Raw genomic sequence first — 23,842 nt, forward strand, 5'->3', positions numbered from 1 at the left:
CAATAGAATAGTGCGTAGCAGCTGTCGAGCCTTGGCGAGGCTGCGTCAGGCGCGCTGCCGATTCAGGCTCGAGGCGCGGCCGACGCAGCCTCGCTTGCGCTCGGCAGCTGCTACGGATTTGCGCGGTTGGATAAGACGGTATCTATGCAGAAGACGCTCAAGTTGTGTAGATACCCATGGACACCGGAAGCAAGTCGAATCGTCGCACCGCCCCTCCCACATTTAGATCACACCAGCCTTCAAGGCCTCCACGTCTGCACATCCTTGGCATCCACCGCCTTCGGCAATAACCCCGCCTTGAAGAACGCATCGGCAATCTTCTGCTGCTCACCCAGCTGATCCACCGCCACTGGCTGCACCTGATAACTGCGGTGCGCGTTCGCCGCTTCCACCGTGGCCACATCCAGGTTGCCCCACAGCGGGCCGAGCACTTTCGCCGCGTCCTGCGGGTTGGTTTTTATCCAGTGGCCGGCTTTTTCCAGCTGCGCATACACCACTTTCAATACCTGCGGATGCGCCTTGGCGTAAGGCGTGCCGGTCAGGTAGTAGCGCTTGTAGCTGGCCAGCCCGGCGCCGTCCGCCAGGGTGCGCGTCGGCAGTTGGCGCTGCACGCTGGTGAGGAAGGGTTCCCAGGTGACCCAGGCATCCACCTTGTTGTTCTCGAACGCCGCACGGCCATCGGCAGGCGACAGGTACGCCGGCTCGATATCCGAGAACGCCAGCCCGGCCTTGGCCAACGCGGCGATCAACAGGTAGTGGGTGCCGGCGGCCTTGGTCACCGCGATCTTCTTGCCCTTCAAGTCCGCCAACTGTTGGATCGGCGAGTCCTTGCGCACCACGATGGCCTGGGCCGAAGGCGAGGGCGCTTCCTGGGCGAAGTAGGTGAGTTTGGCCTGGGCGGCCTGGGCGAAGATCGGCACGGTGTCGGCCACGTCGGCGCTGATGTCGACGTTGCCGACGTTCAGCGCTTCCAGCAGCGGCAGGCCGCTGGGGAATTCGTGCCAGCTCACCTCGATGTTGTCGGCCTTGAGGGCTTTCTCCAGGGTGCCCTGGGTCTTCAGCAGGGTGATCAGCGTGGAGGATTTCTGGTAACCGATGCGCACGGTTTCCTGGGCTTGCGCACTGACGGCAACGGAAAAGGCCAGCAATCCTAATACAGCGGCGAGGGGACGACGAAGGGACATGGTGGGCTCGATCTTCAACGAAATAGACCCAAGCTTAATGATCTAAAAATCATTCGATAAATACTCTTTCGATCTGAGCTTAGGGCGCTTTTATCCGGTCCCTGCCCATCGGGCATAACCATAGAATTATATGGTTCTTTCATAAAAGTCAGTCGTTAATATAATCAAAATGGCATTTTTGACGCTTTCGGCCTTTCTCTGGAGCGAGCTGATCAATTAAATAGGGATACTTCGCATGGCTACTTTTGATCACCTGACCCGTCGTCGCCTCCTGGGCCTGGCCGGCCTTACCCTGGCCAGCCTGTCGCTGCCGCGCCTGGGTTTTTCCGCCGACGCCCACGCCGGCCATAACACCGCCCAGGAGCCTGCTGGCACCGGTGAGTTCATCCGCCTCGACGCGCCGCGCAAACTCAAGCTGGCGGTCAACCTCAACGCCGTGTGCCTGGCGCCGGTGGTGATCGCCCATGGGCAGGGCTTTTTCACCAAGCACAACCTGGACGTGGAGTTGGTCAACTTCGGCAACTCCACCGAGGTCCTGCTGGAAGCCATCGCCACCGGCAAGGCCGACGCGGGCGTGGGCATGGCCTTGCGCTGGCTCAAGGCTCTGGAGCAGGGCTTTGACGTGAAGCTCACCGCCGGCACCCATGGCGGTTGCCTGCGTTTGCTCAGTGCTGCAAACGGCGGCGTGAGCAAGCTGGAGGATCTCAAGGGCAAGGCCATCGGCGTCACCGACATGGCCAGCCCGGACCGCAATTTCTTCTCGATCCTGCTGAAAAAACACGGCGTCGACCCGGTGCGCGATGTGGAGTGGCGCCTGTACCCGGCCGACCTGCTCTGCACGGCGCTGGAGCGTGGTGAAGTGCAGGCGGTGAGCGGCAGTGACCCGTTCATGTACCGCCTGATCAAGTCCGGCGTGGCGCGGGAATTGTCCACCAACCTGGTGGAGGAATACGCCAATCTCAGTTGCTGCGTGGTCGGCGTCACCGGCAAATTGGTACGTGAAGACAAGCGCGTGGTCGCGGCGCTGACCCAGGCGATCCTCGAAGCCCATGACTATTCCGTGCAGCACCCGGAGGAAGTCGCCAAAGGCTTCCAGGCCTACGCACTGAACACCTCCACCGAAGAAGTCCAGGCGATCCTCCACGACCACACCCACGGCCACCACGCGGTAGGCGCGGCGCTGACCCAGGAGATCACCACCTACGTCACCGACCTGAAAACCGTGGAAGTGATCAGCAAAGGCACCGACCCGATAGCGTTTGCCAAGGAGATCACCGCCGATGTCTTCAGCTGACGCAACCACCCTCAACCCGCCCGTGGCGCTCAAGGTCGGATGGCAGGGCGCCGCGGTGGTGGCGGCCTGGGTGGCCGTCGCGCTGCTGATCAGTTATTGGCCCAACGCGGTGCGCAACTGGCCGATGACCCAAGGCTTGGCCAATCTCTGTGTGGGCGTGGCGGCGTTGTTCATCGTGCTGAGCCTGCTGGGCCGCAGGCTGTCGAAACTCGGGCTGCGCTTGCGTACGGCCGCACCCTGGCTGATCGCCTTGCCGGTATTGCTGGGCATCTGGGAATTGCTCACCGCCAAGCTTGCGCTGTTGCCAGTGCCGTTCTTCGCACCACCCCAAGCCTTGCTCGCGGTGTATATCGAAGACTACGCACGCCTGGCCGACAGCCTGCTGCATTCGGCGCTGCTGCTGGGCTCGGGGGTGGCGCTGGGCGCGGCCACCGGGTTTGTCGCCGGCGTCGCCATTGGCTGGTCCACGCGTATCGGCTACTGGCTGCACCCGGTGCTGCGCATCCTCGGCCCGGTGCCGTCGACGGCGTTGTTGCCGCTGTGCTTTTTCCTGTTTCCCAGCAGTTGGAGTGCGAGTGTATTTTTGATCGCCCTGGCCACCTGGTTTCCGGTCACGGTGCTCACCTGGTCCGGCGTGGCCAGCGTCGATAAAGCCTATTACGACGTGGCGCGCACCCTCGGCGCCCGGCAGGGTTTTCTGATTTTCAAAGTGGCGATTCCCGCCGCGTTGCCCCACGTATTCGTCGGCCTGTTCATGGGCCTGGGCGCGTCGTTTTCCACTTTGGTGGTGGCGGAAATGATGGGGGTCAAATCCGGCATCGGCTGGTACCTGCAATGGGCCCAGGGCTGGGCCGCCTACGCGAACATGTACGCCGCACTGCTGATCATGGCGCTGGCCTGTTCGGGGTTGATCACCGGGTTATTCCTGGTGCGTGATCGGCTGCTGGCCTGGCAGAAAGGAGCGATGAAATGGTAGCCCTGGCACACGCGGTATCAGCTTCGGAAGGATTGGCGCTGCGCATAGAAAACCTCAGCCATGGTTTTGCTCTGGACGGCCAGCATTTGCCGGTGTTGGAGCGGGTGTCCCTGGACGTGGCGCCGGGAGAGTTTGTTGCTTTGCTCGGGCCTTCGGGTTGCGGCAAGTCCACCTTGCTGCGTCTGGTGGCGGGGCTGGAACCGGCGGACGCCGGCCGACTGCTGGCCGATGGCGTGCCTATCACCGGGCCGGACCCGAGCCGCGTGGTGGTGTTCCAGGACCCGACCCTGTACCCATGGCGCCGCGTGTGGGACAACGTTGCCCTCGGCCTCGAAGCCCAGGGCCTGCTCAAGCGCCATTCGGCGAAGGTCGATGAGGCCCTGGACAAGGTCGGCCTCGGTCAGTTCGCCCGCGCCTATCCCCGGCAGTTGTCCGGCGGCATGGCCCAGCGTGTGGCGTTGGCCCGTGCACTGGTCAATCAGCCGCGATTGCTGATCCTCGACGAACCCTTGGGCAAACTCGACTCCCTGACCCGCATCACCATGCAAAAGGAACTGATCGACCTGTGGCAGCGCCAGGGCTACACGGCGCTGCTGGTGACCCACGATGTGGAAGAAGCCTTGCTGCTGGCCAACCGGGTGATTGTGTTCAGCGACCGCCCGGCGAAGATCCAGGCGCAGTTGAGCATCGACAGGCCCTATCCACGGCACCGGGATGATCCTTACTTGGTGGACCTGCGGCGGCAGATACTGGGGCTGCTGGGGTTGGGCGAAAACTGGTAGTCAGTGGGCGTCTTTCAGCGCGATGGTTTGTGTGGTCGCGCTGAGCACCCCCGCACGGTCCGCCAGGTAACGCGCCGGCGGCTGGCCCACCGCCTTGCGGAACATGGTGATGAAGCCGCTGGCGTTTTCATAACCCAGGTCCAGCGCCACCCGCTGCACACTTTCCCCCTTGGCCAGTCGTTGCAGGGACAGGATCACATGCAACTGCCGGCGCCAGCGGCCGAAACTCAGGCCCAGTTCCTCCAGTAGCAGGCGGGTCATGCTGCGTTCGCTCATGCCGATGCGCACTGCCCATTGGCCGAGGGTGGCTTTGTCGGTCGGGTCGGCCAGCAGGCTATTGGCCAGGCGTCGCAAGCGTGCGTCCTGGGGCATGGGCAGGTGCAGGGCTTCGACCGGCGCAGCGGCCAGTTCATCCAGCAACGTGTTGATCAAGCGGCCTTGGGCGCCGGCCTCGTCATAGAGTTGCGGGAAGCTTACTGCCTTGCTGATCAGTTCATGCAGCAACCCGGACACGGCCAGGGTGCAGCATTTTGGGGGCAGGGCGTGGGCGGCGTCGGGCTCGATCAACAGGCAATACACCTCCGCTTCGCCTGACCCGCGTGCCGAATGTGGCGTGCCGCCAGGAATCCACAGTGCACACTGGGGCGGCACGATCCAGATCCCCGCTTCGATTTCACAGTGGATGACCCCGCGCAGGGTGTACATCAACTGGCCCTTGCGGTGGGCGTGCTGGGCATGTTCCCAGGTGTCCGACGTACTGGTGGCGCCCACGGCCACCACGGCGCGGAGGAACAGATCGGCGTCCTTGGCCATCAGCGGGTCGAGCAGGTCAAGACGGTGGTGCTTCATGGCGGGGATCGCAGGTTGGCCGGATTGCGAAACAGTCTGGCTATTCTGTGCAATGCCGTCCAGTGGTTCGAGCTTTATATTGAGATTCACTCTCATTAAGGAGCTTTGCCGTGCGACTCGACAGTACAACGTTCCCTGTGGTGAAAATCGTCTTCGATGCGCCGAACCAAGACGGGCCGGAGAATGCCTTCCGGGTCTTTGAAGACCTGTTGGCACGGCAGCAATCCTTCCTGCTGCTGCACGAAAAAGCCGCGGACGAAAACAACCACGAACATTCCCATGAACAGCGCAAGCAAGCCTCGATCTGGATGAAGAAGCACCGACAGGCGTTGCACACGTTCGTCAAAGGCATGATCCAGGTCGAGCCCAGCGCGGCCAAACGCCTGGCACTCAAACCGTTTGCGCTGATGTTCAGCAAGGCCTGGGGCTACCCGTTGCTGGTGGTGGAATCCAAGGAGCAGGCATGGGCGCTGGCGCGGGATGTGCTGGATGAGCGGGTGTCGGATGTGGCGCATTTCTAGCAATAAAACAATGCTCTTGGCATTAAGTTTATTCACTCTTGATATAAAAAACTGTCAGTTTCCACAGGTGCCGGTCCGTTTGGCCCGCGAAAGAATACAGCGTCGATGGGGCAGACAGTTTGTTGCCAGGGAGGAACATTCAGGAGTCCTGAAAGTGATTACATCCACTGTCTTGAGTGCGTTTGAGCGACAGGTCGCTGCCAACCCCTCGCGGCTGGCTGTGGTGGAGGGGACTCAGCACCTCACTTGCGCTCAACTCGATGAATACAGCACTCACGTGGCAGCGTACATGCAATCCGTGGGGCTGGGGCGTGGCGATCTGGTGCTGGTACAGACCGAGCGTAGCGCGCGATTGCTCATTGCCTTGCTGGCGGTGGTCAAGACGGGCGCTGCCTTCGTGCCGCTGGACCGCAATCTTCCGCACAATCGCAAGGACTATATTGCCCGCCAGTGCCAGGCGCGCCTGGTACTGTCGACCCATGATCAGGACACCGCGCCCCTATTGGCGTGTGACGTGCGGACCATCAATGGCTTGCTCGGGGCCCCTCGTGCCGCCACGTTCGAGGCCGTCGAGGTGCGGGGAGATGACGCGATGTATGTGATCTTCACCTCGGGCACCACCGGCGATCCTAAAGGGGTGATCATCGAGCATCATTCGGTCATCGAGTTGATGCTGCAGCACAATAAACACCTGCAATTGGATGCCTCCAGCCGCTCGACCTTGATGGCGGCCGTGGGATTCGACCTCTGCCAGGCGGAGATCTGGTCCAACCTGGTGGCGGGCGCGTGCCTGTATGTGTTGGACCAGCAGGCGCTGCTCGACGGCGACGCGTTCCTGGACTTCTGTGCAACGCATGGGATTACCCATGGGTTTGTTCCCACCCTGAAAATCTATGACGTGGTCAACGCCAGGCAACCCGCTGGCCTGCAACTCAAGTATCTCTACGCCTGTGGCGAGAAACTGCATCCGGTGGCGGTGGACCATTTGTCCTACTGTTTGATGGACTGCTATGGCCCTACCGAAACCACCATTTTTGTCACGTCCCGCGTGGTGCCTGACAAACGCTTGCGGCGACCGGCGTCCATTGGCTGGCCCATTGGCGACTGCACGATCTACGTCCTCAATGAGTATCTGCTTCCTGTTTCTGCGGGAGAGGTGGGGGAGTTGTGTATTGCTGGACCGTGCCTGGCCCGGGGTTACCTGAATGCTCCCGAACTCACCGCACAGCGTTTTATCCAGTGCGAGGCCCTCGGCTGTCGGGTGTACCGCAGCGGCGATCAGGGGCGATTGTTGGAAGATGGCAGTCTCGAGTTCCTCGGCCGCATGGACGGACAGGTGAAGATTCGCGGCTACCGGGTGGAGGTGGGTGAAATTGAGGCACGCCTGCTTAAGGAGCCGCAGGTCAACAACGCAGCCGTGGTGGTGGACGACTGCGGCACCCAAGCCGACAAACGGCTGGTGGCGTTTGTGGTGCGGCGCGACCCGCACACTCATCCGCAACAGCTGATTGCCAGCCTGCGCCGTAGCCTGGAGGCGGATCTGCCCGAGTATATGTTGCCCGAGCGCTATCAGTGTCTGGACGCGCTGCCAAGCAATGCCAACGGCAAGACCGACAAACCAGCCTTGCAGCATTTGCTGCACCACCAGCCGCCCGACACACTGGTGCTTGAGCGCTTTGCCCCAGGTGCCGAACAAGACCTGGCGCAGTCCTGGTTCGAGTTGCTGGGGCACGGCAATTTCACTGTGCATGACAGCTTTATGGCGGTGGGTGGGCATTCGCTGCGCGTTGCATTGCTCGCCAAAATGCTTTCCCAGCGGGTAGGACTGAGGGTATCGGTGCGTGACATCTACGAGCACATCCGTTTCAAGGACCTGGCCGCTGAGTTGTGCCGCCGCACGGCTGAGCCCGATAACGAAACAGGTGAGATGAGCAATGCATTCGAGCGCGATGTGTTCCTTGATCCTGGCACACAGTTTCGCAGGGACTTCGACGCCGCCCAACTTACCGATCCCGCGCATATGCTGCTGACCGGCGCCACCGGGTTTGTCGGCATTCATTTGCTGGAGCGGTTGCTGGCCACCAGTACTGCTGCGATTCATTGCCCACTACGCTGTGAACAGCCGGCGGATGGGCTGGCGCGGTTGCAGCAGATCAGCGAGCGCTACGAAGTGCCGATTGCCGCGTGGGACTGGGCGCGGGTTACGGTCTACCGCTGTGACTTGCCCCAGGCCAAACTGGGGCTGGACCCCACCGTTTATGAGTGGCTGTGTGCAACGGTTGACGTGGTGGTGCATTCGGCCAGCGCGGTTAACTTCATCATGCCTTACTCCTACCTGCGTACCGATAACGTCGAGGGGCTAAGGCGCGTTCTCAGCTTTTGCAGTGCAGGCAAAACCAAGGCATTGATGCTGATGTCGACCATCTCCATCTACAGCTGGGGGCATCGTTTTACTCAAAAGCGCCGCGTGTATGAGGCTGATGATATCGACGAAAACTTGCCGGCGATCCGCCGTGACCTGGGTTACGTGCAAAGCAAATGGGTAATGGAAAAACTCGCTGACCTGGCCTGCGCGCAAGGCTTGCCACTGATGACCTTTCGCCTGGGCTACGCCACCTGTCACAGTCGCACCGGCCTGTGTGCCCATTACCAATGGTGGGGCCGGTTCATTCAAACCTGCCTCCAATACGGCGCTATGCCGGACCTGCGTGAAATGCGCGAAGGCTTGACCACCGTCGACTACATGGCTGGCGCTGTTGCCCACATCGCCCGTCAGCCCGACGCCTTGGGCAAAAAGTTCAACCTGTGCCAACCGTTGCATACCGACCCCGACTTGAAGCAGTTCTGTGCGCGGGTGGCGCATTTTTATGCGCGCAAGCTGGAAGTCATACCGTTCAAGCGCTGGGTGGCGCTGTGGGAAAACGATGGGGACGCGTTGCTGTATCCCTTGCTGGGAATGTTCAAGGATGACATGTGCCAAGGCGAAACCATTCTGGAACTGTATCAGCACAACTATGCCTGGGATCGCAGCAATACCCGGGCATTTCTTAGAGACAGCAGCCTTCGTCCGGTGCCATTTACCGACGATATGCTGGCTCGTTATTTGCGGCGTTTACGGCGTTAGTCCATTCACACTGTGCCGTCGGTTTGACCTTTTTTTGCCGTCGCCGCGCGGTGCAAGGGCAATTGAACTACTTTGATTGACGAGCGATCCCCACCCGGTAATGACTCATGCGCACGTTATGGAAGCGGTATGTGGCCCTGCTGGAAAACGACCTGAGCACGCAGATCTTCGACAACGTCAAAAACCTGCTGGTGTGCGCGCTGCTGTTTGCGGCGGGCACCAATACCCTCGTGGGGCAGCAGGACCTGTTTATTGGGGTGTTTGCCTCCAGCGTGGCAGGGTGGGGGCTGATCATTCTCTCGACGGTGCTGATGCTGTTGAACGTCAGCGATGGCATTCGCCGGCTGGCCAAGCTGCGTTATCACCTGGCATTGCAACTGTTGCTGATCCTGGTTTATCTGGTGGTGGCCGAGCGGGTGGTGGAGATTGTGTGGGGCTTCCGCGCCCATTGAAGTATCCTCCGCACCCCGCTTTCCACTGATTCAAAGACAGATGACAGGACAAGATATGCAGGCGCTGCTGGAGTCGATCCTCGACGAAGTGCGCCCACTGATCGGCCTCGGCAAAGTCGCCGACTACATTCCCGCGCTGGCTGATGTACCGGCCAACCAACTGGGCATCGCGGTGTACGGCAATGACGGCTCGGCCTATCGCGCCGGTGACGCCGATACGCTGTTCTCGGTGCAAAGTATTTCCAAGGTGTTCAGCCTGGTGCAGGCCATCGACCACGGTGGTGAAACCATCTGGGAACGCCTGGGGCACGAGCCTTCGGGGCAGCCGTTCAACTCGTTGGTGCAACTGGAATTCGAACGTGGCCGCCCGCGCAACCCCTTCATCAATGCCGGCGCGCTGGTGATCTGCGACATCAACCAATCACGCTTTGCCGTGCCGATCCTGTCGATGCGCGACTTCGTGCGGCGCCTGTCGGGCAACCCGCAGATCCTGGTCAACAGCGTCGTCGCCGACTCCGAAGCCCAGCACGGCGCGCGCAATGCGGCCATGGCCTACCTGATGAAATCCTTCGGTAACTTCCACAACGACGTGGATGCGGTGCTGCACAGCTACTTCAACTACTGCGCCTTGCAGATGAGCTGCCTGGACTTGGCCAAGGCGTTCAGCTTCCTCGCCAACGAGGGCACCAGCGCCCACAGCGGCGAGCAGATCCTGAGCGCGCGGCAGACCAAGCAAGTCAACTCGATCATGGCCACCAGCGGGCTGTATGACGAGGCGGGCAATTTTGCCTACCGCGTGGGCTTGCCGGGCAAGAGCGGTGTGGGCGGCGGCATTGTCGCGGTGGTGCCGGGGCAATTTACGGTGTGCGTGTGGTCGCCGGAGTTGAACGCGGCGGGCAACTCGCTGGCGGGGATCAAGGCGTTGGAGTTGTTGAGTGAGCGGATTGGGTGGTCGGTGTTTTGAGCTCGTTTCCACGCGCGTGGGAACGATGATCTGGGTGTCATGCCGCTGGATGGGCGTCATCCAATGCTTTGTCTACCAACAGTTGCACACCTTCCAGCATTCGGCAGATGCCCAACGCCACATTGCGTTGCGCTCCGTCGATTTCAAAGGCCAGGTGAGTGGCGATGTCGGTGATGGAGGATAGATCCTGGGATGCGTTGACCAGCAGGGTTTCGGTGCCCAGGTTGGGGTTTACGGTGAAGAGTTTTTCTGGGGGATTGGGGCTGTCTTTGATCATGGTGAAGCTCCGTCGACAAGTGGAGCCGCCAGCGTTCGCGGTCAAACGAAGAGGGTGGCAGCTGTACGCGGGTTGACCGACCGGTTGTCAACGAACCCGGCATACCCGAAGGTATCCCGCGCACAACTGCCGCGACACGATACCTCAGGCACAAAAAAAACGCCTGGGATAGGTGCAGGGCGTAGCAGTTCGTTAACAAGGCCGGACGGTCAAATCCGGTCGCTGAATTGGCAGCGACGGCGGAGAGGTTAGTCAGCCGCGTTCCGAGCGACAACCTGAAACAGTCGTGGGAAAACTCTGAGAGTTCGGGGCGAAGTGCTATCCCTGTGGGAGGGGGCTTGCTCCCGATAGCGATGGGTCAGTGACAAATGTATTGACTGCCACACCGCCATCGGGAGCAAGCCCCCTCCCACATTTGGCTCTTCATTGGTTTTGGGATTTATGTGAGCCCAAACAAAAAATGCGCCCCTGAGGGCGCATTTTTTGTTCGGTCAGCTATCGCCTATCAGGCCATTGCATCCCAGGCTCGATCACCGTGCTCGTCCTTGATCCGAGTCGGCAAGCCCATCACGTCCAGCGCCTTGAGGAACGGTTCAGCTGGCAGTTCCTCGACGTTGGCCATGTGTTTCACATCCCACTCGCCACGGGCTACCAGCAGCGCTGCGGCTACCGGTGGAACGCCTGCGGTGTAGGAGATGCCCTGGCTGTCCGTCTCGGCAAAGGCTTCTTCGTGGCACGCCACGTTGTAGATAAACATCTCGCGTGGCTGGCCATCCTTGGTGCCTTTGACCAGGTCGCCGATGCAGGTCTTGCCGGTGTAGCCCGGGGCGAGCGAAGACGGGTCGGGCAGCACGGCCTTGACCACTTTCAACGGCACCACTTCCAGGCCTTCGGCGGTGGTGACCGGCTTCTCGGAGAGCAGGCCGAGGTTTTTCAGCACGGTGAACACGTTGATGTAGTGTTCGCCGAAGCTCATCCAGAACCGCACGTTGGGCACGTCGAGGTTTTTCGACAGCGAGTGCACTTCATCGTGGCCGGTGAGGTAGAGGTTCTGCGAACCCACGACCGGCAGGTCGTCGGTGCGTTTGACTTCGAACATGGTGTTGCTGGTCCACTGGCTGTTCTGCCAGCTCCACACCTGTCCGGTGAATTCGCGGAAGTTGATTTCCGGATCGAAATTGGTGGCGAAGTATTTGCCATGGGAGCCGGCATTGACGTCGAGGATGTCGATCGAATCAATGCGGTCGAAATGCTGTTGCTGCGCCAGCGCGGCATACGCGTTGACGACACCCGGGTCGAAGCCCACGCCAAGGATGGCGGTGATGTTCTTCTGTTTGCACTCTTCCAGGTGGTTCCATTCGTAGTTGCCGTACCACGGCGGGGTCTCGCAGACCTTGCCCGGCTCTTCGTGGATGGCGGTGTCGAGGTACGCAACGCCCGTGTCGATGCAGGCACGCAGTACCGACATGTTGAGGAACGCGGAACCCACGTTGATGACGATCTGCGATTCGGTCTCGCGGATCAGGGCCTTGGTCGCTTCCACGTCCAGGGCGTTCAGCGCGAAGGCCTGGATGTCGGCGGGAACCTTGAGGCTACCCTTGGCCTTGACGCTGTCGATGATGGCCTGGCATTTGGAGATGTTGCGCGACGCGATAGCAATACGACCGAGTTCGTCGTTGTGCTGCGCGCACTTGTGGGCCACCACCTTGGCGACACCTCCTGCACCAATGATAAGAACGTTCTTTTTCAATTGCTTTATTTCTCCTATATCCGCCAGCTTACGAAAGGCTGGACAGGTAGTCGTCGTAACCAAATTCACGAACCACTTCGACTGTACCGTCGAGTTGTTTCACTACGATGGACGGCATTTTCAGGCCGTTGAACCAATTTTTCTTGACCATGGTGTAGCCCGCGGTGTCGATGAACGACAGCCGATCGCCGATGGCCAGCGGACGATCAAATTGATACTCGCCGAAGATGTCCCCGGCCAGGCAGGATTTGCCGCACACCATGTAGGTGTGTTCGCCTTCGCTCGGCGCCAGCTTGGCGTTGAGGCGGTAGATCAGCAGGTCCAGCAGGTGGGCTTCGATGGAGCTGTCCACGACGGCGAGGTTTTTGCCGTTGTAGAGGGTGTCGAGCACGGTGACTTCCAGGGAGGCGCTGTTGGTGATCGCCGCTTCGCCGGGTTCCAGGTAGACCTGCACGTCGTACTTCTGCGAGAACGCCTTGAGGCGCTGGCAGAAGGCGTCGATGGCATAGCCTTCACCGGTGAAGTGGATGCCGCCGCCGAGGCTGACCCAGTTGACCTTGTGCAGCAGCGCGCCGAAGCGTTCTTCGATGGTGTTGAGCATCTGGTCGAACAGGTTGAAATCGCCGTTCTCGCAGTTGTTGTGGAACATGAAGCCGGAGATCTGTTCGATCACGCCTTCGATCTTCACCGGGTCCCATTCGCCGAGGCGGCTGAACGGGCGTGCCGGGTCGGCCAGCAGGTAGTCGGAGCTGCTCACCTGCGGGTTGACGCGCAGGCCGCGGGTCTTGCCTTCGCTGCGTTCGGCAAAACGCTGCAGCTGGCTGATGGAGTTGAAGATGATCTTGTCGCAGTTAGCGAGCATCTCTTCGATTTCATCGTCGGCCCAGGCCACGCTGTAGGCGTGCGCCTCGCCTTCGAACTTCTGGCGACCGAGCTTCAACTCATACAGCGACGACGAGGTGGTGCCGTCCATGTATTCCTGCATCAGGTCGAACACCGACCAGGTGGCAAAGCACTTGAGCGCCAGCAGGGCCTTGGCGCCGGACTGCTCGCGCACGTAAGCAATCTTCTGCATGTTGACCAGAAGCTTCTGTTTATCGATGAGGTAGTACGGCGTTTTGATCATTTTTGAGAGCCTGCGGCGGTGCCTGCCAAAAAAGGACACGCATTGTGCCCGCACTTGGATCGAATCGAAAGGTTAGCCGGCGGATTTTGCTGCGCCAGCTTTACGATCCTAACCACTGAGTATGACTATCTATGCATGGACACCGCTCTCATGTGGGAGGGGGCTTGCCCCCGATGGCGGTGTGTCAGCCAGCCTATTCTTTATTGATCCACCACTATCGGGAGCAAGCCCCCTCCCACATTTTGGCCTAGGTGACTTTGCTTCGCTGCCATCAAACCGTCATCTCCCCACCACCTTCCTGCCACATTCCCCCGTTACTGTCCTCGCCAATGAGATCGATCTCAAGCGAGTAAACATGACTGACCTGAAAGACGTTGCGCGGCTGGCGGGCGTATCCCGCGCTACCGCCGCCCGCACTTTTGCCTCCCCCGACCAGGTGCGCCCGGCGACCCGTGAGCAGGTGTTCGCCGCTGCCCGTGAGTTGGGGTTTCGGCCCAACCTGCTCGGCCGCCAACTGCGCCTGCAAACCACCCAGTTGATCGGCGTGGTGGTGCCCAACCTGCTCAACCCGGTGTTTGCCGAACAGTTCCAAGCCATGGAGCGTGCCGCGCGGTTGCGTGGCTACAGCCTGGTGCTGGCGACCACCGACTACAGCAGCGAGCGCGAGTGCATTGTGGTGGAGGAACTGCTGCGCCAGCGCGTCGATGGCCTGGTGCTGACGGTCACCGATGCCGAAAGCAACAGCGTGCTCAGTAGCCTGAATACCGAAAAGACCCCGTTCGTGCTGGCCTATCACCAACCGAGCAACCCCAACTACAGCGCCGTGTCGGTGGACAACCGCGCGGGCATGGCTCTGGCCACGCGTTACCTGCTGGAGGCCGGCCATCGACGCATCAGCATGGTCGCCGGCCCCGCCTTGCAGTCCGACCGCGCACGCCTGCGCTATGCCGGTTACTGCGATGCGGTGAAGGAATACGGCCTCAAAAGCCGCGCGGTGATCGAAATGCCCGCGCATACCCAGGCCGAATTCGCCGCCATCCAGCCGTACCTCAACGGCCCCGACGCCCCCAGCGCCCTGGTGTGTTCCAACGATTTCCTGGCTATCAGCCTGATCGCCGAGCTGCGCCGCAATGCCTGGAATGTACCCGGGCAGTTGTCGGTGATGGGCTTTGACGGCATCGCCCTCGGCACCCAGATGCACCCGACCCTGTGCAGCGTGGTACAGCCCATCGCGCTGCTGGCCAGCACGGTAATTGACCAACTGCTGGCGCAGATCGCCGGGAATGACCCGGTTTCCCATTGCCTGCCTTGCCATATCCGGCCGGGCGAAAGTACCCAACCGTTTGAGGAGTCCCTTGATGCGCGCATTCAGTAAAACCCTGGCAGCCGTGCTGCTCTGCGGTGTGGCCAGCCTGGCCCAGGCCGCCGACACCGCGATTTGCTACAACTGCCCGCCGGACTGGGCCGACTGGGGCACCCAGCTCAAGGCCATCGCCGCCAGTACCGGTGTGCAGGTGCCGCTGGACAACAAGAACTCTGGCCAGTCCCTGGCGCAACTGGTGGCCGAAAAGGCCGCGCCGGTCGCGGACGTGGTGTATTACGGCGTGACTTTCGGCTTGCAGGCGCAAAAGGCCGGCGTGGTCGAGGGCTATAAACCCAAGGGCTGGGAGCAGATCCCCGCCGGCTTGAAAGACCCCGCCGGCCAATGGTTTGCGATCCACTCCGGGACCTTGGGCATCATGGTCAACGTCGATGCATTGGGTGGCCTGCCGGTGCCGCAAAGCTGGGCCGACCTGCTCAAGCCTGAATACAAAGGCATGGTCGGCTACCTGGACCCGTCCAGCGCTTTCGTCGGTTACGTCTCTGCCGTGGCGATCAACCGCGCAATGGGCGGCGACCTGGACAACTTCGGCCCGGCCATCGACTACTTCCAGAAACTGGCGAAAAATGCCCCCATCGTGCCCAAGCAAACCGCCTATGCACGGGTGCTGTCCGGCGAGTTGCCGATCCTGGTGGACTACGACTTCAACGCCTACCGCGCCCGCTATAAGGACAACGCCAATGTCGCTTTCGTGATCCCCAAGGAAGGCAGCATCAGCGTGCCCTATGTGATGAGCCTGGTGGCCAACGCGCCGCACCGCGCCAATGGCGAGAAGGTGCTGGACTTTGTGCTGTCCGACGCCGGCCAGGCGCTGTGGGCCAAGGCCTACCTGCGCCCGGTGCGTCCCGTGCAGATGCCGGCTGAAGTGGCCGCGCAGTTCCTGCCCGACAGCGATTACGCCCGCGCCGGTGTGGTGGACTATCAGAAAATGGCCGCTGTGCAGGAAGCCTTCGCCGCCCGTTATCTGAACGAGGTCAAGTAAGTGGCTGCATCGGCAAAACAGGCGGCCTGGGCGCTGGCCCCGGCCTTTGCGGTGCTGTTCGCGTTCTGGCTGCTGCCGCTGGCGCACTTGATGATGCTCGGCGCCGAAAGCCGCGACAGCCACGGCAGCGGCTATTGGCAGGTGCTCAGTAGCGCGCAGTACCTGGGCAGCCTGGCGCAGACCTGCGTGCTGGCCATCGTCGTGACGTTCACCGCGTTGTTGATCGGTGGCATCAGCGGCGTGTTCCTCGCGCGCCAGCAGTTTTTCGGGCGTTCGGCGTTGGTGGCGTTGCTCACGTTTCCGTTGGCGTTTCCCGGGGTAGTGGTGGGCTTCCTGGTGATCCTGTTGGCCGGGCGCCAGGGGCTGCTGGCGGCCCTGGGCCTGCAATTGGCCGGTGAGCGCTGGATCTTTGCCTACTCGCTGGCCGGGCTGTTTGTCGGCTACCTGTACTTCTCGATTCCCCGGGTGATCCTCACGGTGATGGCCGCGTGCGAAAGCCTCGACCGCAGCCTGGAAGAAGCCGCGCATTCGCTGGGAGCAGGACACTGGCGGGTGGTCTGCGACGTGATCGTGCCGGGCCTGGCGCCGGCGTTGGCGTCCTGCGGCGCGATCTGCTTCGCCACGTCCATGGGCGCCTTCGGCACCGCGTTCACCTTGGGCACGCGCCTGAATGTAACCCCGGTGGCGATCTACAATGTATTCACCAACTACGCCAACTTTGCCGTCGCCGCCGCGTTGTCGGTGGTGCTCGGCGCGGTGACCTGGGCGGTGCTGTTGCTCACGCGGCGCCTGGTGAAAAATGCGGGGACTGTCTTGTGAAACGCTCATCGCTGTTTGTGATGCAACTGCTGTTCACCTTGCTGGTGTGCGCCTTCATGCTGGTGCCGGTGCTGATGTCGTTGCTGGCCGGGTTGACGCGCAATTTCTTCGTCGGCCTGTCCAGCGGCCTGACCTTCGACTGGCTGATCCAGGTATGGCAGGCCTATTCGCCCACCGTATGGCTGTCGTTGCAATTGGCGCTGGCGTGCGCGGTGTGCGTCTGCGTGATTGGTGTGCCGGCGGCGTATGCGTTGGTGCGCATGAACAACCGCTTCAGCCGTGCCTTCGAAGAACTGATGGTGCTGCCGGTGGCGATGCCGGGGTTGGCCAGTGCGCTGGCGTTGCTGCTCACCTACGGCCAGTTCGGCACGTTTCGCAGCAGTTGGCTGTTCATCCTGGTGGGCCATGTGCTGTTCACCTTGCCGTTCCTGGTACGCCCGGTGATGGCGGTGATGCAACGCCAGCAACTGCCGGTGCTGGAAGAGGCGGCGGCCAGTCTGGGCGCCGGGCCGATCAAGCGCTTTTTCAGCGTGGTGGTGCCCAACTGCCGGGCGGGGATTCTCGCTGGCGTGCTGATGGTGGTGACCTTGTCGCTGGGCGAATTCAACCTGACCTGGATGCTCCACACACCGATGACCAAGACATTGCCCGTGGGCCTGGCGGACAGCTACGCCTCGGCGCGCCTGGAAATCGCCAGCGCCTACACCCTTATCTTTTTGCTGATGATCGTGCCGCTGCTGATTGCGTTGCAGGCCATCAGCGCTCGTTTGTCCCGTGGAGAGCGTCGATGACCGCTATCACTATCCGCCTGCAAGGCTGTCGCAAGGCGTTCGCCGATGGCACCGTGGCTGTGCATGACCTGAACCTGACCGTCGAAGGCGGTGAAACTTTGGCGATCCTCGGCCCGTCCGGCTGCGGCAAGACCACCACCTTGCGCCTGATTGCCGGCCTGGAACGCCCGGACGTGGGCCAGGTTTTTTTCGGCACCGACGACGTCACCCGCCTGCCCATCGAGCGCCGCGACGTGGGCATGGTGTTCCAGAACTACGCGCTGTTTCCCAACCTGGATGTGGCCGGCAATATCGTCTACGGCTTGAAGATTCGCGGCATGGCGCCGCTTGCGCGGAACAAGCGCTGCGAGGAATTGCTGGAGCTGGTGGGCCTGCAAAACCATGGCAAGCGCAGCATCCACGAATTGTCCGGTGGCCAGCGTCAGCGCGTGGCCTTGGCCCGTGCCTTGGCGCCACGCCCCAAAGTGCTGTTGCTGGATGAACCGCTGGCGGCCCTCGATGCGCAATTGCGCGAACGCCTGCGCAGCGAGCTGAATGAACTGCTGCGCGGCCTTGGTATTACCTCGGTATTTGTCACCCACGATCAGGGCGAAGCCATGGCCCTGGGCGATCGTATCCTGGTGATGGAGCACGGCCGCGTCGCGCAACTGGCCAGCCCACGGGAGATCTACCAGCAACCGGCCAATGCGTTCGTCGCCGGTTTTGTCGGCAACCTCAATGCCTTTGCCGTCACCTCGCGAACTGCCCATGGCCTGAAAGTCTGCGGCGGCGAGTTGCCGTGGCAGGCCGCCGACGTGCCCAGCACGGTGTACTGCCGCCCCGAACACCTGCGGGTGATGGAGAGCGAGGGGCACTTGCACGGGCATCTATTGGCGCAGTTTTTCCAGGGCGCGCAAAGCCGCCTGCTGGTGGACGTGGGCGGCCCGCAGCCGCTGTTGGTGGACAGCAGCGACAACCAGCTCTACGCCGTCGGCACACCGATGGCCCTGGCTATCGCGCCGCACATGTTGTTCACCCTGAATGCGTGAGAGTTTGCTTGTGAATCGTCCGTTTCTTGTTGCACAGATCAGCGACCTGCACCTTAAAGCCGGCCAGCGCCTGACGTATGGGGTGGTCGATACCCTGGGGGCGTTGCGCCGTGCCGTTGACCATTTGAACGCCAGCACCCCACGCCCCGATATCGTGGTGATCAGCGGTGACTTGGTGGACTTCGGCCGCGCCGATGAATACGCCGTGCTGCACCCCGAACTCGCGCGCCTGCACATGCCGTGCTACCTGGTACCGGGCAACCACGACACACGCGGGCCGTTGCTCGAGGCATTCCGTGATCATGCCTATTTGCCGTTGTCGGCAGAGGGGCCGTTGGACTGGGTGGTGGACGAGCATCCACTGCGCCTGATCGGCCTGGACTCGACTATCCCGGGTGGGCACGGCGGCCAGCTAGTGGACAGCCAATTGCAGTGGCTGGACGCACAACTGACGCGACGTCCTGACACGCCGACGTTGCTGATCCTGCACCACCCGCCGTTTATCAGCGGCATCGGCCATATGGACCGAGAACCTTTTATCAACGCCGCCGCACTGGAGCGCGTCGTGGCGCGCCATCCGCAAGTGGAACGCCTGCTGTGCGGGCACCTGCACCGGCCGATGCAGCGACGCTTTGGCGGCAGCTTGAGTTGTGTGTGCCCCGGCACCTCCCATCAGATTGTGCTGGACCTGCAAGACGCCGCGCCCGCGCATTTCAACCTGGAGCCGGCGGGTTATCTGTTGCATCGCTGGGATGCGCAACACGGCTTGATCAGCCACAACGGCGTGTTCGGGGATTACCCGGGGCCGTATCCGTTTTATGACGCTCATGGATTGATTGACTGAGGTTTTACGGAGGTTTCACTTCACTCAACTAGCTAATACGCACCTGAATAACCGTTAACGCCCCGGCCAACGTCACGTTTGGCCGACGGCATCCTGCTGCCCATTTTTTGCGCTCGGAACTTGGATTCCGCGCCGGAGTTCGTCCTGATGAAAGCCACGTTGAATGTATTAAGTGTATTGACCGGCGGCCTGGGCATTGCCCTGAGCCCCTTGGCGTCTGCTGACTTTTTGAGCGACAGCAAAGCCAACTTGAGCATGCGTAACTTCTACTTCAATAACGACAACCGCGACGGCACGGCGGCACCGTCGAAGACCGAAGAGTGGGGCCAGGCCTTTATCCTCAACTACCAGTCGGGCTTCACCGACGGCACCGTCGGCTTTGGCCTGGACGCCATCGGCATGCTCGGCGTGACCCTTGACAGCAGCGCCGCGCGCCATGTCGGCAGCTCGATGATCCCCACCGAAGACGGCAAGGCCACGGACAACTGGGCCCGTGGCGGTGCCACCGCCAAGGCACGCTTTGCCAAGACCGAAGCGCGCTACGGCTACCTGCGCCCGAACCTGCCGATCCTGGTGAGCAACGACGGCCGCCTGTTGCCGCAGTCGTTCGAAGGCGGGCAAGTCACCAGCAAGGACATCGACAACCTGACCCTGGTCGGCGGCCAGCTTGAGCACACCACCGGTCGCGGCTCCAGCGACCGCAGTGGCCTGGCAGCGGCGGGCGGTACCCAGGAAAGCAATAAATTCACCTACGCCGGTGCGGACTATCAACTGACCAAGGACCTGATGGTCCAGTACTACTACGCCAACCTCGAAGACTATTACCAACAACATTTCGCCGGGTTGATCCACGTATTGCCGCTGGGCGAATACGGCTCATTGAAAACCGACCTGCGCTACTTCAAGACCAGTTCCGACGGCAAAAACAGCAGCGCCGCCGGACGTGCCGAAGGCTACAAATTGGGCGGCTTCACCAAGAACGGCAACGGTGAAATCGACAACAACACCTGGAGCGCCGCGTTCATCTACTCCCTGGGCCCGCACGCGATCACCGCCGGCTACCAGCAAGTCTCGGACGACAGCAACTTCGCCCAACTCAACCAGGGCGGCCTGGTGAACAAAGGCGAGGGCGGTGCCAGCCTGTACCTCTACACCGACCGTACCGTGCAGACCTTCATCCAGGCCGGCGAACGCACCGCCTTTGCCCAGTACGCCTACGACTTCGCGTCGCTGGGTGTACCCGGCCTGAAGGCCTCGGTGATGTACCTCAAGGGCGAGCACATCCTCACCACCAGCGGCAACGACGCCAGTGAGTGGGAGCGGGACATCTCCTTGGATTACGTGGTGCAGAGCGGCACATTCAAGAACGTCGGGTTCGGCTGGCGTAACGGCGTGTCGCGCAGTGAAGTGGCGCGGGACCAGGACCAGAACCGGGTGTTTGTGAGTTATTCGATTCCGTTGATGTAGTACCGCTAAGGACGTTCATCCCTGTAGGCGCGAGCGTGCTCGCTCCTATAGGGCGGGGCGAAGTCTGTGCCCGAGTAGTGGGGCTGGGCCAGTGATGGGTCGATCTTTTGAATACCTTCAACGTGAGGAAATCTTGTGATGGTCTGGAATAAAATGAGTTTGTCTCACGATGAGAGGGTGTCGACAATGGCTGCCATACCTACCGACATTGGAGTTGTAAGTCATGGCAGTCGCTCATTCCCTTGGATTTCCGCGCATTGGACGCGATCGTGAACTGAAAAAGGCGCAGGAAGCGTTCTGGAAGGGCGAACTCGACGAAGCCGGCCTGCGGGCCGTTGGCCGTGACTTGCGCAAGACCCACTGGGATTTGCAAAAACAGGCCGGTATCGAGCTTCTGCCTGTCGGTGATTTCGCCTGGTACGACCAGGTGCTGAGCCACTCGCTGATGTTCGGCGTGATCCCCGAGCGTTTCCGTCCAGCCGACGGCAACGCCACCCTGCATACCTTGTTCGGCATGGCCCGGGGTGTCAGCGACAGCTGCTGCGGCGGCGCCCACGCCCAGGAAATGACCAAGTGGTTCGATACCAACTACCACTACCTGGTGCCTGAGTTCAGCGCCGACCAGCAATTCCAGCTGGGTTGGGAGCAGTTGTTCGAAGAGGTGCAGGAAGCCCGTGACCTGGGTCACACCGTCAAGCCGGTGGTGATCGGCCCGCTGACCTATCTGTGGCTGGGCAAGGCCAAGGGCGGTGACTTCGACAAGCTCGACCTGCTTGAGCGCCTGCTGCCGTTGTACGGCCAGATCTTCCAGCGCCTGGCCGACCTCGGCGTGGAGTGGGTGCAGATCGACGAGCCGATCCTGGTGCTCGACCTGCCGCAGGACTGGAAAAACGCCTTTGAGCGTGCCTACAACCTGATCCAGCGTGACCCGCTGAAAAAGCTCGTGGCGACCTACTTCGGCGGCCTGGAAGAGAACCTCGGCCTGGCCGCGAACCTGCCGGTGGATGGCCTGCACATCGACCTGGTGCGTGCGCCGGAGCAGTACCCGACCATCCTTGACCGCCTGCCGGCGTACAAGGTGCTGTCCCTGGGCGTGGTCAACGGTCGTAACGTGTGGCGTTGCGACCTGGAAAACGCCCTGGCCACCTTGCAGCATGCCCATGAAAAACTGGGTGATCGCCTGTGGGTGGCGCCGTCCTGCTCCTTGCTGCACAGCCCGGTGGACCTGGGCCGTGAAGACCAGTTGGATGCCGAGCTGAAAAGCTGGCTGGCGTTCGCCGTGCAGAAGTGCGCCGAAGTGGCGGTGCTGACGCAAGCGGTTAACCAGCCGCAAGCGCCCAACGTCCTCGCCGCCCTGGCTGAAAGCCGCGCCGTGCAGGCATCCCGCGCTGCCTCGCCGCGTATCCACAAGCCGGCGGTACAAGCGCGTGTAGCGGCGATTACCGGCCAGGACAGCCAGCGCCAGTCGCCGTTTACCCAGCGCATCGAGAAACAACGTGCGGGCCTGAACCTGCCGCTGTTCCCGACCACCACCATTGGTTCGTTCCCGCAGACCGCGTCGATCCGCCTGGCGCGTCAGTCGTACAAGCAAGGCAAGTTGAGCCAGGCCGAATACGTCGAAGCCATGCACAGCGAGATTCGTCACGCCGTCGAGGTGCAGGAAAACCTCGGCCTGGACGTGCTGGTGCACGGTGAAGCCGAGCGTAACGACATGGTCGAGTACTTCGCCGAGCAGTTGGACGGCTACGTGTTCACCCGCTTCGGTTGGGTGCAGAGCTACGGTTCGCGTTGCGTGAAACCAGCGGTGATCGTCGGCGACCTGAACCGCCCGAAGGCGATGACGGTGGAGTGGATCCGCTACGCCCAAGGCCTGACCCGCAAGGTCATGAAGGGCATGCTGACGGGCCCTGTGACCATGCTGATGTGGTCGTTCCCCCGCGAGGACGTGAGCCGCGAAGTGCAGGCCCGCCAACTGGCCCTGGCGATTCGCGACGAAGTGGTCGACCTCGAAGCCGCCGGCATCCGGATCGTGCAGATCGACGAAGCCGCGTTCCGCGAAGGCTTGCCGTTGCGCCAGGCGCAGTGGCAGGGGTACCTGGATTGGGCCACCGAAGTGTTCCGCCTGTGCGCCTCGGGCGTGCGGGATGAAACCCAGATCCACACGCACATGTGCTACAGCGAGTTCAACGATGTGATCGAGTCCATCGCGGCCATGGACGCCGACGTGATCACCATCGAGACGTCACGCTCGGACATGGAGTTGCTGGACGCGTTCGAAGCCTTCGCCTACCCCAACGACATCGGCCCGGGCGTCTACGACATCCACTCGCCACGGGTGCCGGATGCGTCGGAAATGGCCAACCTGCTGCGCAAGGCCGCCCAGCGGATTCCCGCCGAGCGTTTGTGGGTGAACCCGGATTGCGGGTTGAAGACGCGGGGGTGGCCGGAGACGGAAGCGGCGTTGATTCATATGGTCACCGCAGCTCGCCAGCTACGGGCTGAGTTGGCTTGATATCGTAAAAATGTGGGAGGGGGCTTGCCCCCGATAGCCATGGGTATCTACACAACTTTTCAGCCTCTGACAAATCTCCCTGTGGTGAGCGGGCTAGTCCCGCGTTGGGCTGCGCAGCAGCCCCAGTAAAGCAGCATGCGGTGTATCAGAAACTCCATAGCGGCTGTTTTGGCGCCGCTACGCGGCCCAACGCGGGACAAGCCCGCTCGCCACAGGGGAACTCGCCAGTCTCTGAAAATTGTGTAGATACCTATGCCACGATGAGTATGGGTATCTACACAACGTTGTATTAGCCAACGGTACCCACGATGCGAAGCGAGCCGCCCTTGATCTTGCTTTAGATCTTGATCTTGATCTCAGGCGCCCCCCCAAATCACTGTCGGATTACGGGCACACCGAGCCTGGGCGAGGTGCCGAGTGGTGGGGCAAGAGCCCTTTGCTTACTTTGGGGCTTTTCCAAAGTGAGCCGCCGTCAGGGCGGAACCCTAAGCCGCCGTTACCGCAGCAACGGATATGTACCCGGTCCAATCCAAAAAAATGGTCGGCCCAGAGGCCGCCATCGGGGGCAAGTCCCGCTCCCACATTTAAGTCGCGATGCATCAGTTAGATAGTCGTCGGCTCCCGAGCCGTCACGGGAGCAAGCTCCCTCGCCACAGGCTCAGGGCGACGCCAAAGTTGTCTAGATACCCATGCCCCGATAGCAGAGTGTCAGTCAGCAG

Annotated in this window: 20 protein-coding genes; 15 read left to right on the top strand and 5 right to left on the bottom strand. The window is 61.5% G+C overall.

All coding sequences use genetic code 11. The annotated features are described in order from the left end of the window. Window positions 1-239: 239 nt before the first annotated feature. Window positions 240-1,184 carry an aliphatic sulfonate ABC transporter substrate-binding protein gene (locus FIV39_RS29915; protein WP_090402978.1) on the bottom strand — a complete coding sequence of 315 codons (945 nt, stop codon included), beginning with the start codon at window positions 1,182-1,184 and terminating at the stop codon, window positions 240-242. 235 nt (window positions 1,185-1,419) lie between these two features. Here FIV39_RS29915 and FIV39_RS29920 point away from each other — a divergent pair, with 235 nt between their 5' ends. From FIV39_RS29920 to FIV39_RS29930, 3 genes are read left to right on the top strand one after another with little or no spacing between them, the layout of a single operon-like run. Next, the gene (locus FIV39_RS29920) at window positions 1,420-2,478 is read left to right on the top strand and encodes an ABC transporter substrate-binding protein (RefSeq protein ID WP_090402980.1); all 1,059 of its coding nucleotides are present in this window, start codon (window positions 1,420-1,422) and stop codon (window positions 2,476-2,478) included. After that, window positions 2,465-3,454, top strand: coding sequence for an ABC transporter permease (locus tag FIV39_RS29925; protein WP_090402982.1), 990 nt, complete (start codon window positions 2,465-2,467; stop codon window positions 3,452-3,454). The genes FIV39_RS29920 and FIV39_RS29925 overlap by 14 nt, the downstream gene beginning before the upstream one ends. After that, entirely contained in the window at window positions 3,448-4,236 is a 789-nt protein-coding gene (locus tag FIV39_RS29930; RefSeq protein WP_090402984.1) for an ABC transporter ATP-binding protein, read from the top strand. The genes FIV39_RS29925 and FIV39_RS29930 overlap by 7 nt, the downstream gene beginning before the upstream one ends. On the opposite strand, the gene FIV39_RS29935 is transcribed toward FIV39_RS29930, so the two are convergent. After that, window positions 4,237-5,085 carry an AraC family transcriptional regulator gene (locus tag FIV39_RS29935; RefSeq protein ID WP_090402986.1) on the bottom strand — a complete coding sequence of 283 codons (849 nt, stop codon included), beginning with the start codon at window positions 5,083-5,085 and terminating at the stop codon, window positions 4,237-4,239. Between the two features lie 110 nt (window positions 5,086-5,195). On the opposite strand from FIV39_RS29935, the gene FIV39_RS29940 reads away from it, so the two are divergent. The 4 genes from FIV39_RS29940 to glsB all read left to right on the top strand — a co-directional run bounded on the left by FIV39_RS29940 (window position 5,196) and on the right by glsB (window position 10,146). Further along, window positions 5,196-5,606 (top strand): hypothetical protein, encoded by a 411-nt coding sequence (locus FIV39_RS29940; RefSeq protein ID WP_090402988.1) that lies wholly within the window; start codon window positions 5,196-5,198, stop codon window positions 5,604-5,606. Window positions 5,607-5,760: 154 nt separating this feature from the next. After that, window positions 5,761-8,730: a non-ribosomal peptide synthetase gene (locus FIV39_RS29945; protein ID WP_186731567.1), complete on the top strand. Its 2,970-nt coding sequence runs from the start codon at window positions 5,761-5,763 to the stop codon at window positions 8,728-8,730. Between the two features lie 107 nt (window positions 8,731-8,837). After that, on the top strand, window positions 8,838-9,182 hold the full coding sequence (locus FIV39_RS29950; RefSeq protein WP_090402992.1) for a hypothetical protein: 345 nt from the start codon (window positions 8,838-8,840) through the stop codon (window positions 9,180-9,182). Window positions 9,183-9,237: 55 nt separating this feature from the next. Next, entirely contained in the window at window positions 9,238-10,146 is a 909-nt protein-coding gene (glsB, locus tag FIV39_RS29955) for a glutaminase B (RefSeq protein WP_090402994.1), read from the top strand. A 37-nt stretch (window positions 10,147-10,183) separates the two neighbouring features. Here glsB and FIV39_RS29960 read toward each other — a convergent pair whose 3' ends face one another. From FIV39_RS29960 to FIV39_RS29970, 3 genes are all read right to left on the bottom strand, one after another. Then, window positions 10,184-10,423 (bottom strand): DUF6124 family protein, encoded by a 240-nt coding sequence (locus tag FIV39_RS29960; RefSeq protein WP_090402996.1) that lies wholly within the window; start codon window positions 10,421-10,423, stop codon window positions 10,184-10,186. Between the two features lie 505 nt (window positions 10,424-10,928). Next, the gene (locus FIV39_RS29965) at window positions 10,929-12,173 is read right to left on the bottom strand and encodes a saccharopine dehydrogenase family protein (RefSeq protein ID WP_090402998.1); all 1,245 of its coding nucleotides are present in this window, start codon (window positions 12,171-12,173) and stop codon (window positions 10,929-10,931) included. A 28-nt stretch (window positions 12,174-12,201) separates the two neighbouring features. Then, window positions 12,202-13,299: a carboxynorspermidine decarboxylase gene (locus FIV39_RS29970; protein ID WP_048729495.1), complete on the bottom strand. Its 1,098-nt coding sequence runs from the start codon at window positions 13,297-13,299 to the stop codon at window positions 12,202-12,204. A gap of 355 nt (window positions 13,300-13,654) precedes the next feature. Between FIV39_RS29970 and FIV39_RS29975 the strand changes: the two genes are divergently transcribed. The 8 genes from FIV39_RS29975 to metE all read left to right on the top strand — a co-directional run bounded on the left by FIV39_RS29975 (window position 13,655) and on the right by metE (window position 23,123). Continuing rightward, window positions 13,655-14,674, top strand: coding sequence for a LacI family DNA-binding transcriptional regulator (locus FIV39_RS29975; RefSeq protein ID WP_090402999.1), 1,020 nt, complete (start codon window positions 13,655-13,657; stop codon window positions 14,672-14,674). Further along, entirely contained in the window at window positions 14,658-15,662 is a 1,005-nt protein-coding gene (locus FIV39_RS29980) for an ABC transporter substrate-binding protein (RefSeq protein ID WP_090403000.1), read from the top strand. Before FIV39_RS29975 ends, FIV39_RS29980 begins: the two co-directional genes overlap by 17 nt. After that, window positions 15,663-16,481, top strand: coding sequence for an ABC transporter permease (locus tag FIV39_RS29985; RefSeq protein ID WP_090403001.1), 819 nt, complete (start codon window positions 15,663-15,665; stop codon window positions 16,479-16,481). It begins immediately after the preceding gene. Further along, a complete protein-coding gene (locus FIV39_RS29990; protein WP_065924597.1) occupies window positions 16,478-17,272 on the top strand; it encodes an ABC transporter permease in 795 nt (264 codons plus the stop codon). Before FIV39_RS29985 ends, FIV39_RS29990 begins: the two co-directional genes overlap by 4 nt. Then, window positions 17,269-18,300: an ABC transporter ATP-binding protein gene (locus FIV39_RS29995; RefSeq protein WP_090403003.1), complete on the top strand. Its 1,032-nt coding sequence runs from the start codon at window positions 17,269-17,271 to the stop codon at window positions 18,298-18,300. Before FIV39_RS29990 ends, FIV39_RS29995 begins: the two co-directional genes overlap by 4 nt. 10 nt (window positions 18,301-18,310) lie before the next feature. Beyond that, window positions 18,311-19,144, top strand: coding sequence for a phosphodiesterase (locus FIV39_RS30000; RefSeq protein WP_090409915.1), 834 nt, complete (start codon window positions 18,311-18,313; stop codon window positions 19,142-19,144). Window positions 19,145-19,291: 147 nt separating this feature from the next. Next, the gene (locus tag FIV39_RS30005; protein ID WP_090409918.1) at window positions 19,292-20,611 is read left to right on the top strand and encodes an OprD family porin; all 1,320 of its coding nucleotides are present in this window, start codon (window positions 19,292-19,294) and stop codon (window positions 20,609-20,611) included. A gap of 223 nt (window positions 20,612-20,834) precedes the next feature. Continuing rightward, the gene (metE, locus tag FIV39_RS30010; RefSeq protein ID WP_090403005.1) at window positions 20,835-23,123 is read left to right on the top strand and encodes a 5-methyltetrahydropteroyltriglutamate--homocysteine S-methyltransferase; all 2,289 of its coding nucleotides are present in this window, start codon (window positions 20,835-20,837) and stop codon (window positions 23,121-23,123) included. Window positions 23,124-23,842 lie beyond the last annotated feature (719 nt).

The organism is Pseudomonas grimontii, assembly GCF_007858185.1.
Classification (GTDB): Bacteria; Pseudomonadota; Gammaproteobacteria; order Pseudomonadales; family Pseudomonadaceae; genus Aquipseudomonas; species Aquipseudomonas grimontii.

Excerpts from the sequence above, each read along its gene's own strand:
- FIV39_RS29915 (WP_090402978.1), bottom strand. The coding sequence starts at position 1,184 with ATGTCCCTTCGTCGTCCCCTCGCCGCTGTATTAGGATTGCTGGCCTTT.
- FIV39_RS29920 (WP_090402980.1), top strand. The coding sequence starts at position 1,420 with ATGGCTACTTTTGATCACCTGACCCGTCGTCGCCTCCTGGGCCTGGCC.
- FIV39_RS29925 (WP_090402982.1), top strand. The coding sequence starts at position 2,465 with ATGTCTTCAGCTGACGCAACCACCCTCAACCCGCCCGTGGCGCTCAAG.
- FIV39_RS29930 (WP_090402984.1), top strand. The coding sequence starts at position 3,448 with ATGGTAGCCCTGGCACACGCGGTATCAGCTTCGGAAGGATTGGCGCTG.
- FIV39_RS29935 (WP_090402986.1), bottom strand. The coding sequence starts at position 5,085 with ATGAAGCACCACCGTCTTGACCTGCTCGACCCGCTGATGGCCAAGGAC.
- FIV39_RS29950 (WP_090402992.1), top strand. The coding sequence starts at position 8,838 with ATGCGCACGTTATGGAAGCGGTATGTGGCCCTGCTGGAAAACGACCTG.
- glsB (WP_090402994.1), top strand. The coding sequence starts at position 9,238 with ATGCAGGCGCTGCTGGAGTCGATCCTCGACGAAGTGCGCCCACTGATC.
- FIV39_RS29960 (WP_090402996.1), bottom strand. The coding sequence starts at position 10,423 with ATGATCAAAGACAGCCCCAATCCCCCAGAAAAACTCTTCACCGTAAAC.
- FIV39_RS29970 (WP_048729495.1), bottom strand. The coding sequence starts at position 13,299 with ATGATCAAAACGCCGTACTACCTCATCGATAAACAGAAGCTTCTGGTC.
- FIV39_RS29975 (WP_090402999.1), top strand. The coding sequence starts at position 13,655 with ATGACTGACCTGAAAGACGTTGCGCGGCTGGCGGGCGTATCCCGCGCT.
- FIV39_RS29980 (WP_090403000.1), top strand. The coding sequence starts at position 14,658 with ATGCGCGCATTCAGTAAAACCCTGGCAGCCGTGCTGCTCTGCGGTGTG.
- FIV39_RS29995 (WP_090403003.1), top strand. The coding sequence starts at position 17,269 with ATGACCGCTATCACTATCCGCCTGCAAGGCTGTCGCAAGGCGTTCGCC.
- FIV39_RS30005 (WP_090409918.1), top strand. The coding sequence starts at position 19,292 with ATGAAAGCCACGTTGAATGTATTAAGTGTATTGACCGGCGGCCTGGGC.
- metE (WP_090403005.1), top strand. The coding sequence starts at position 20,835 with ATGGCAGTCGCTCATTCCCTTGGATTTCCGCGCATTGGACGCGATCGT.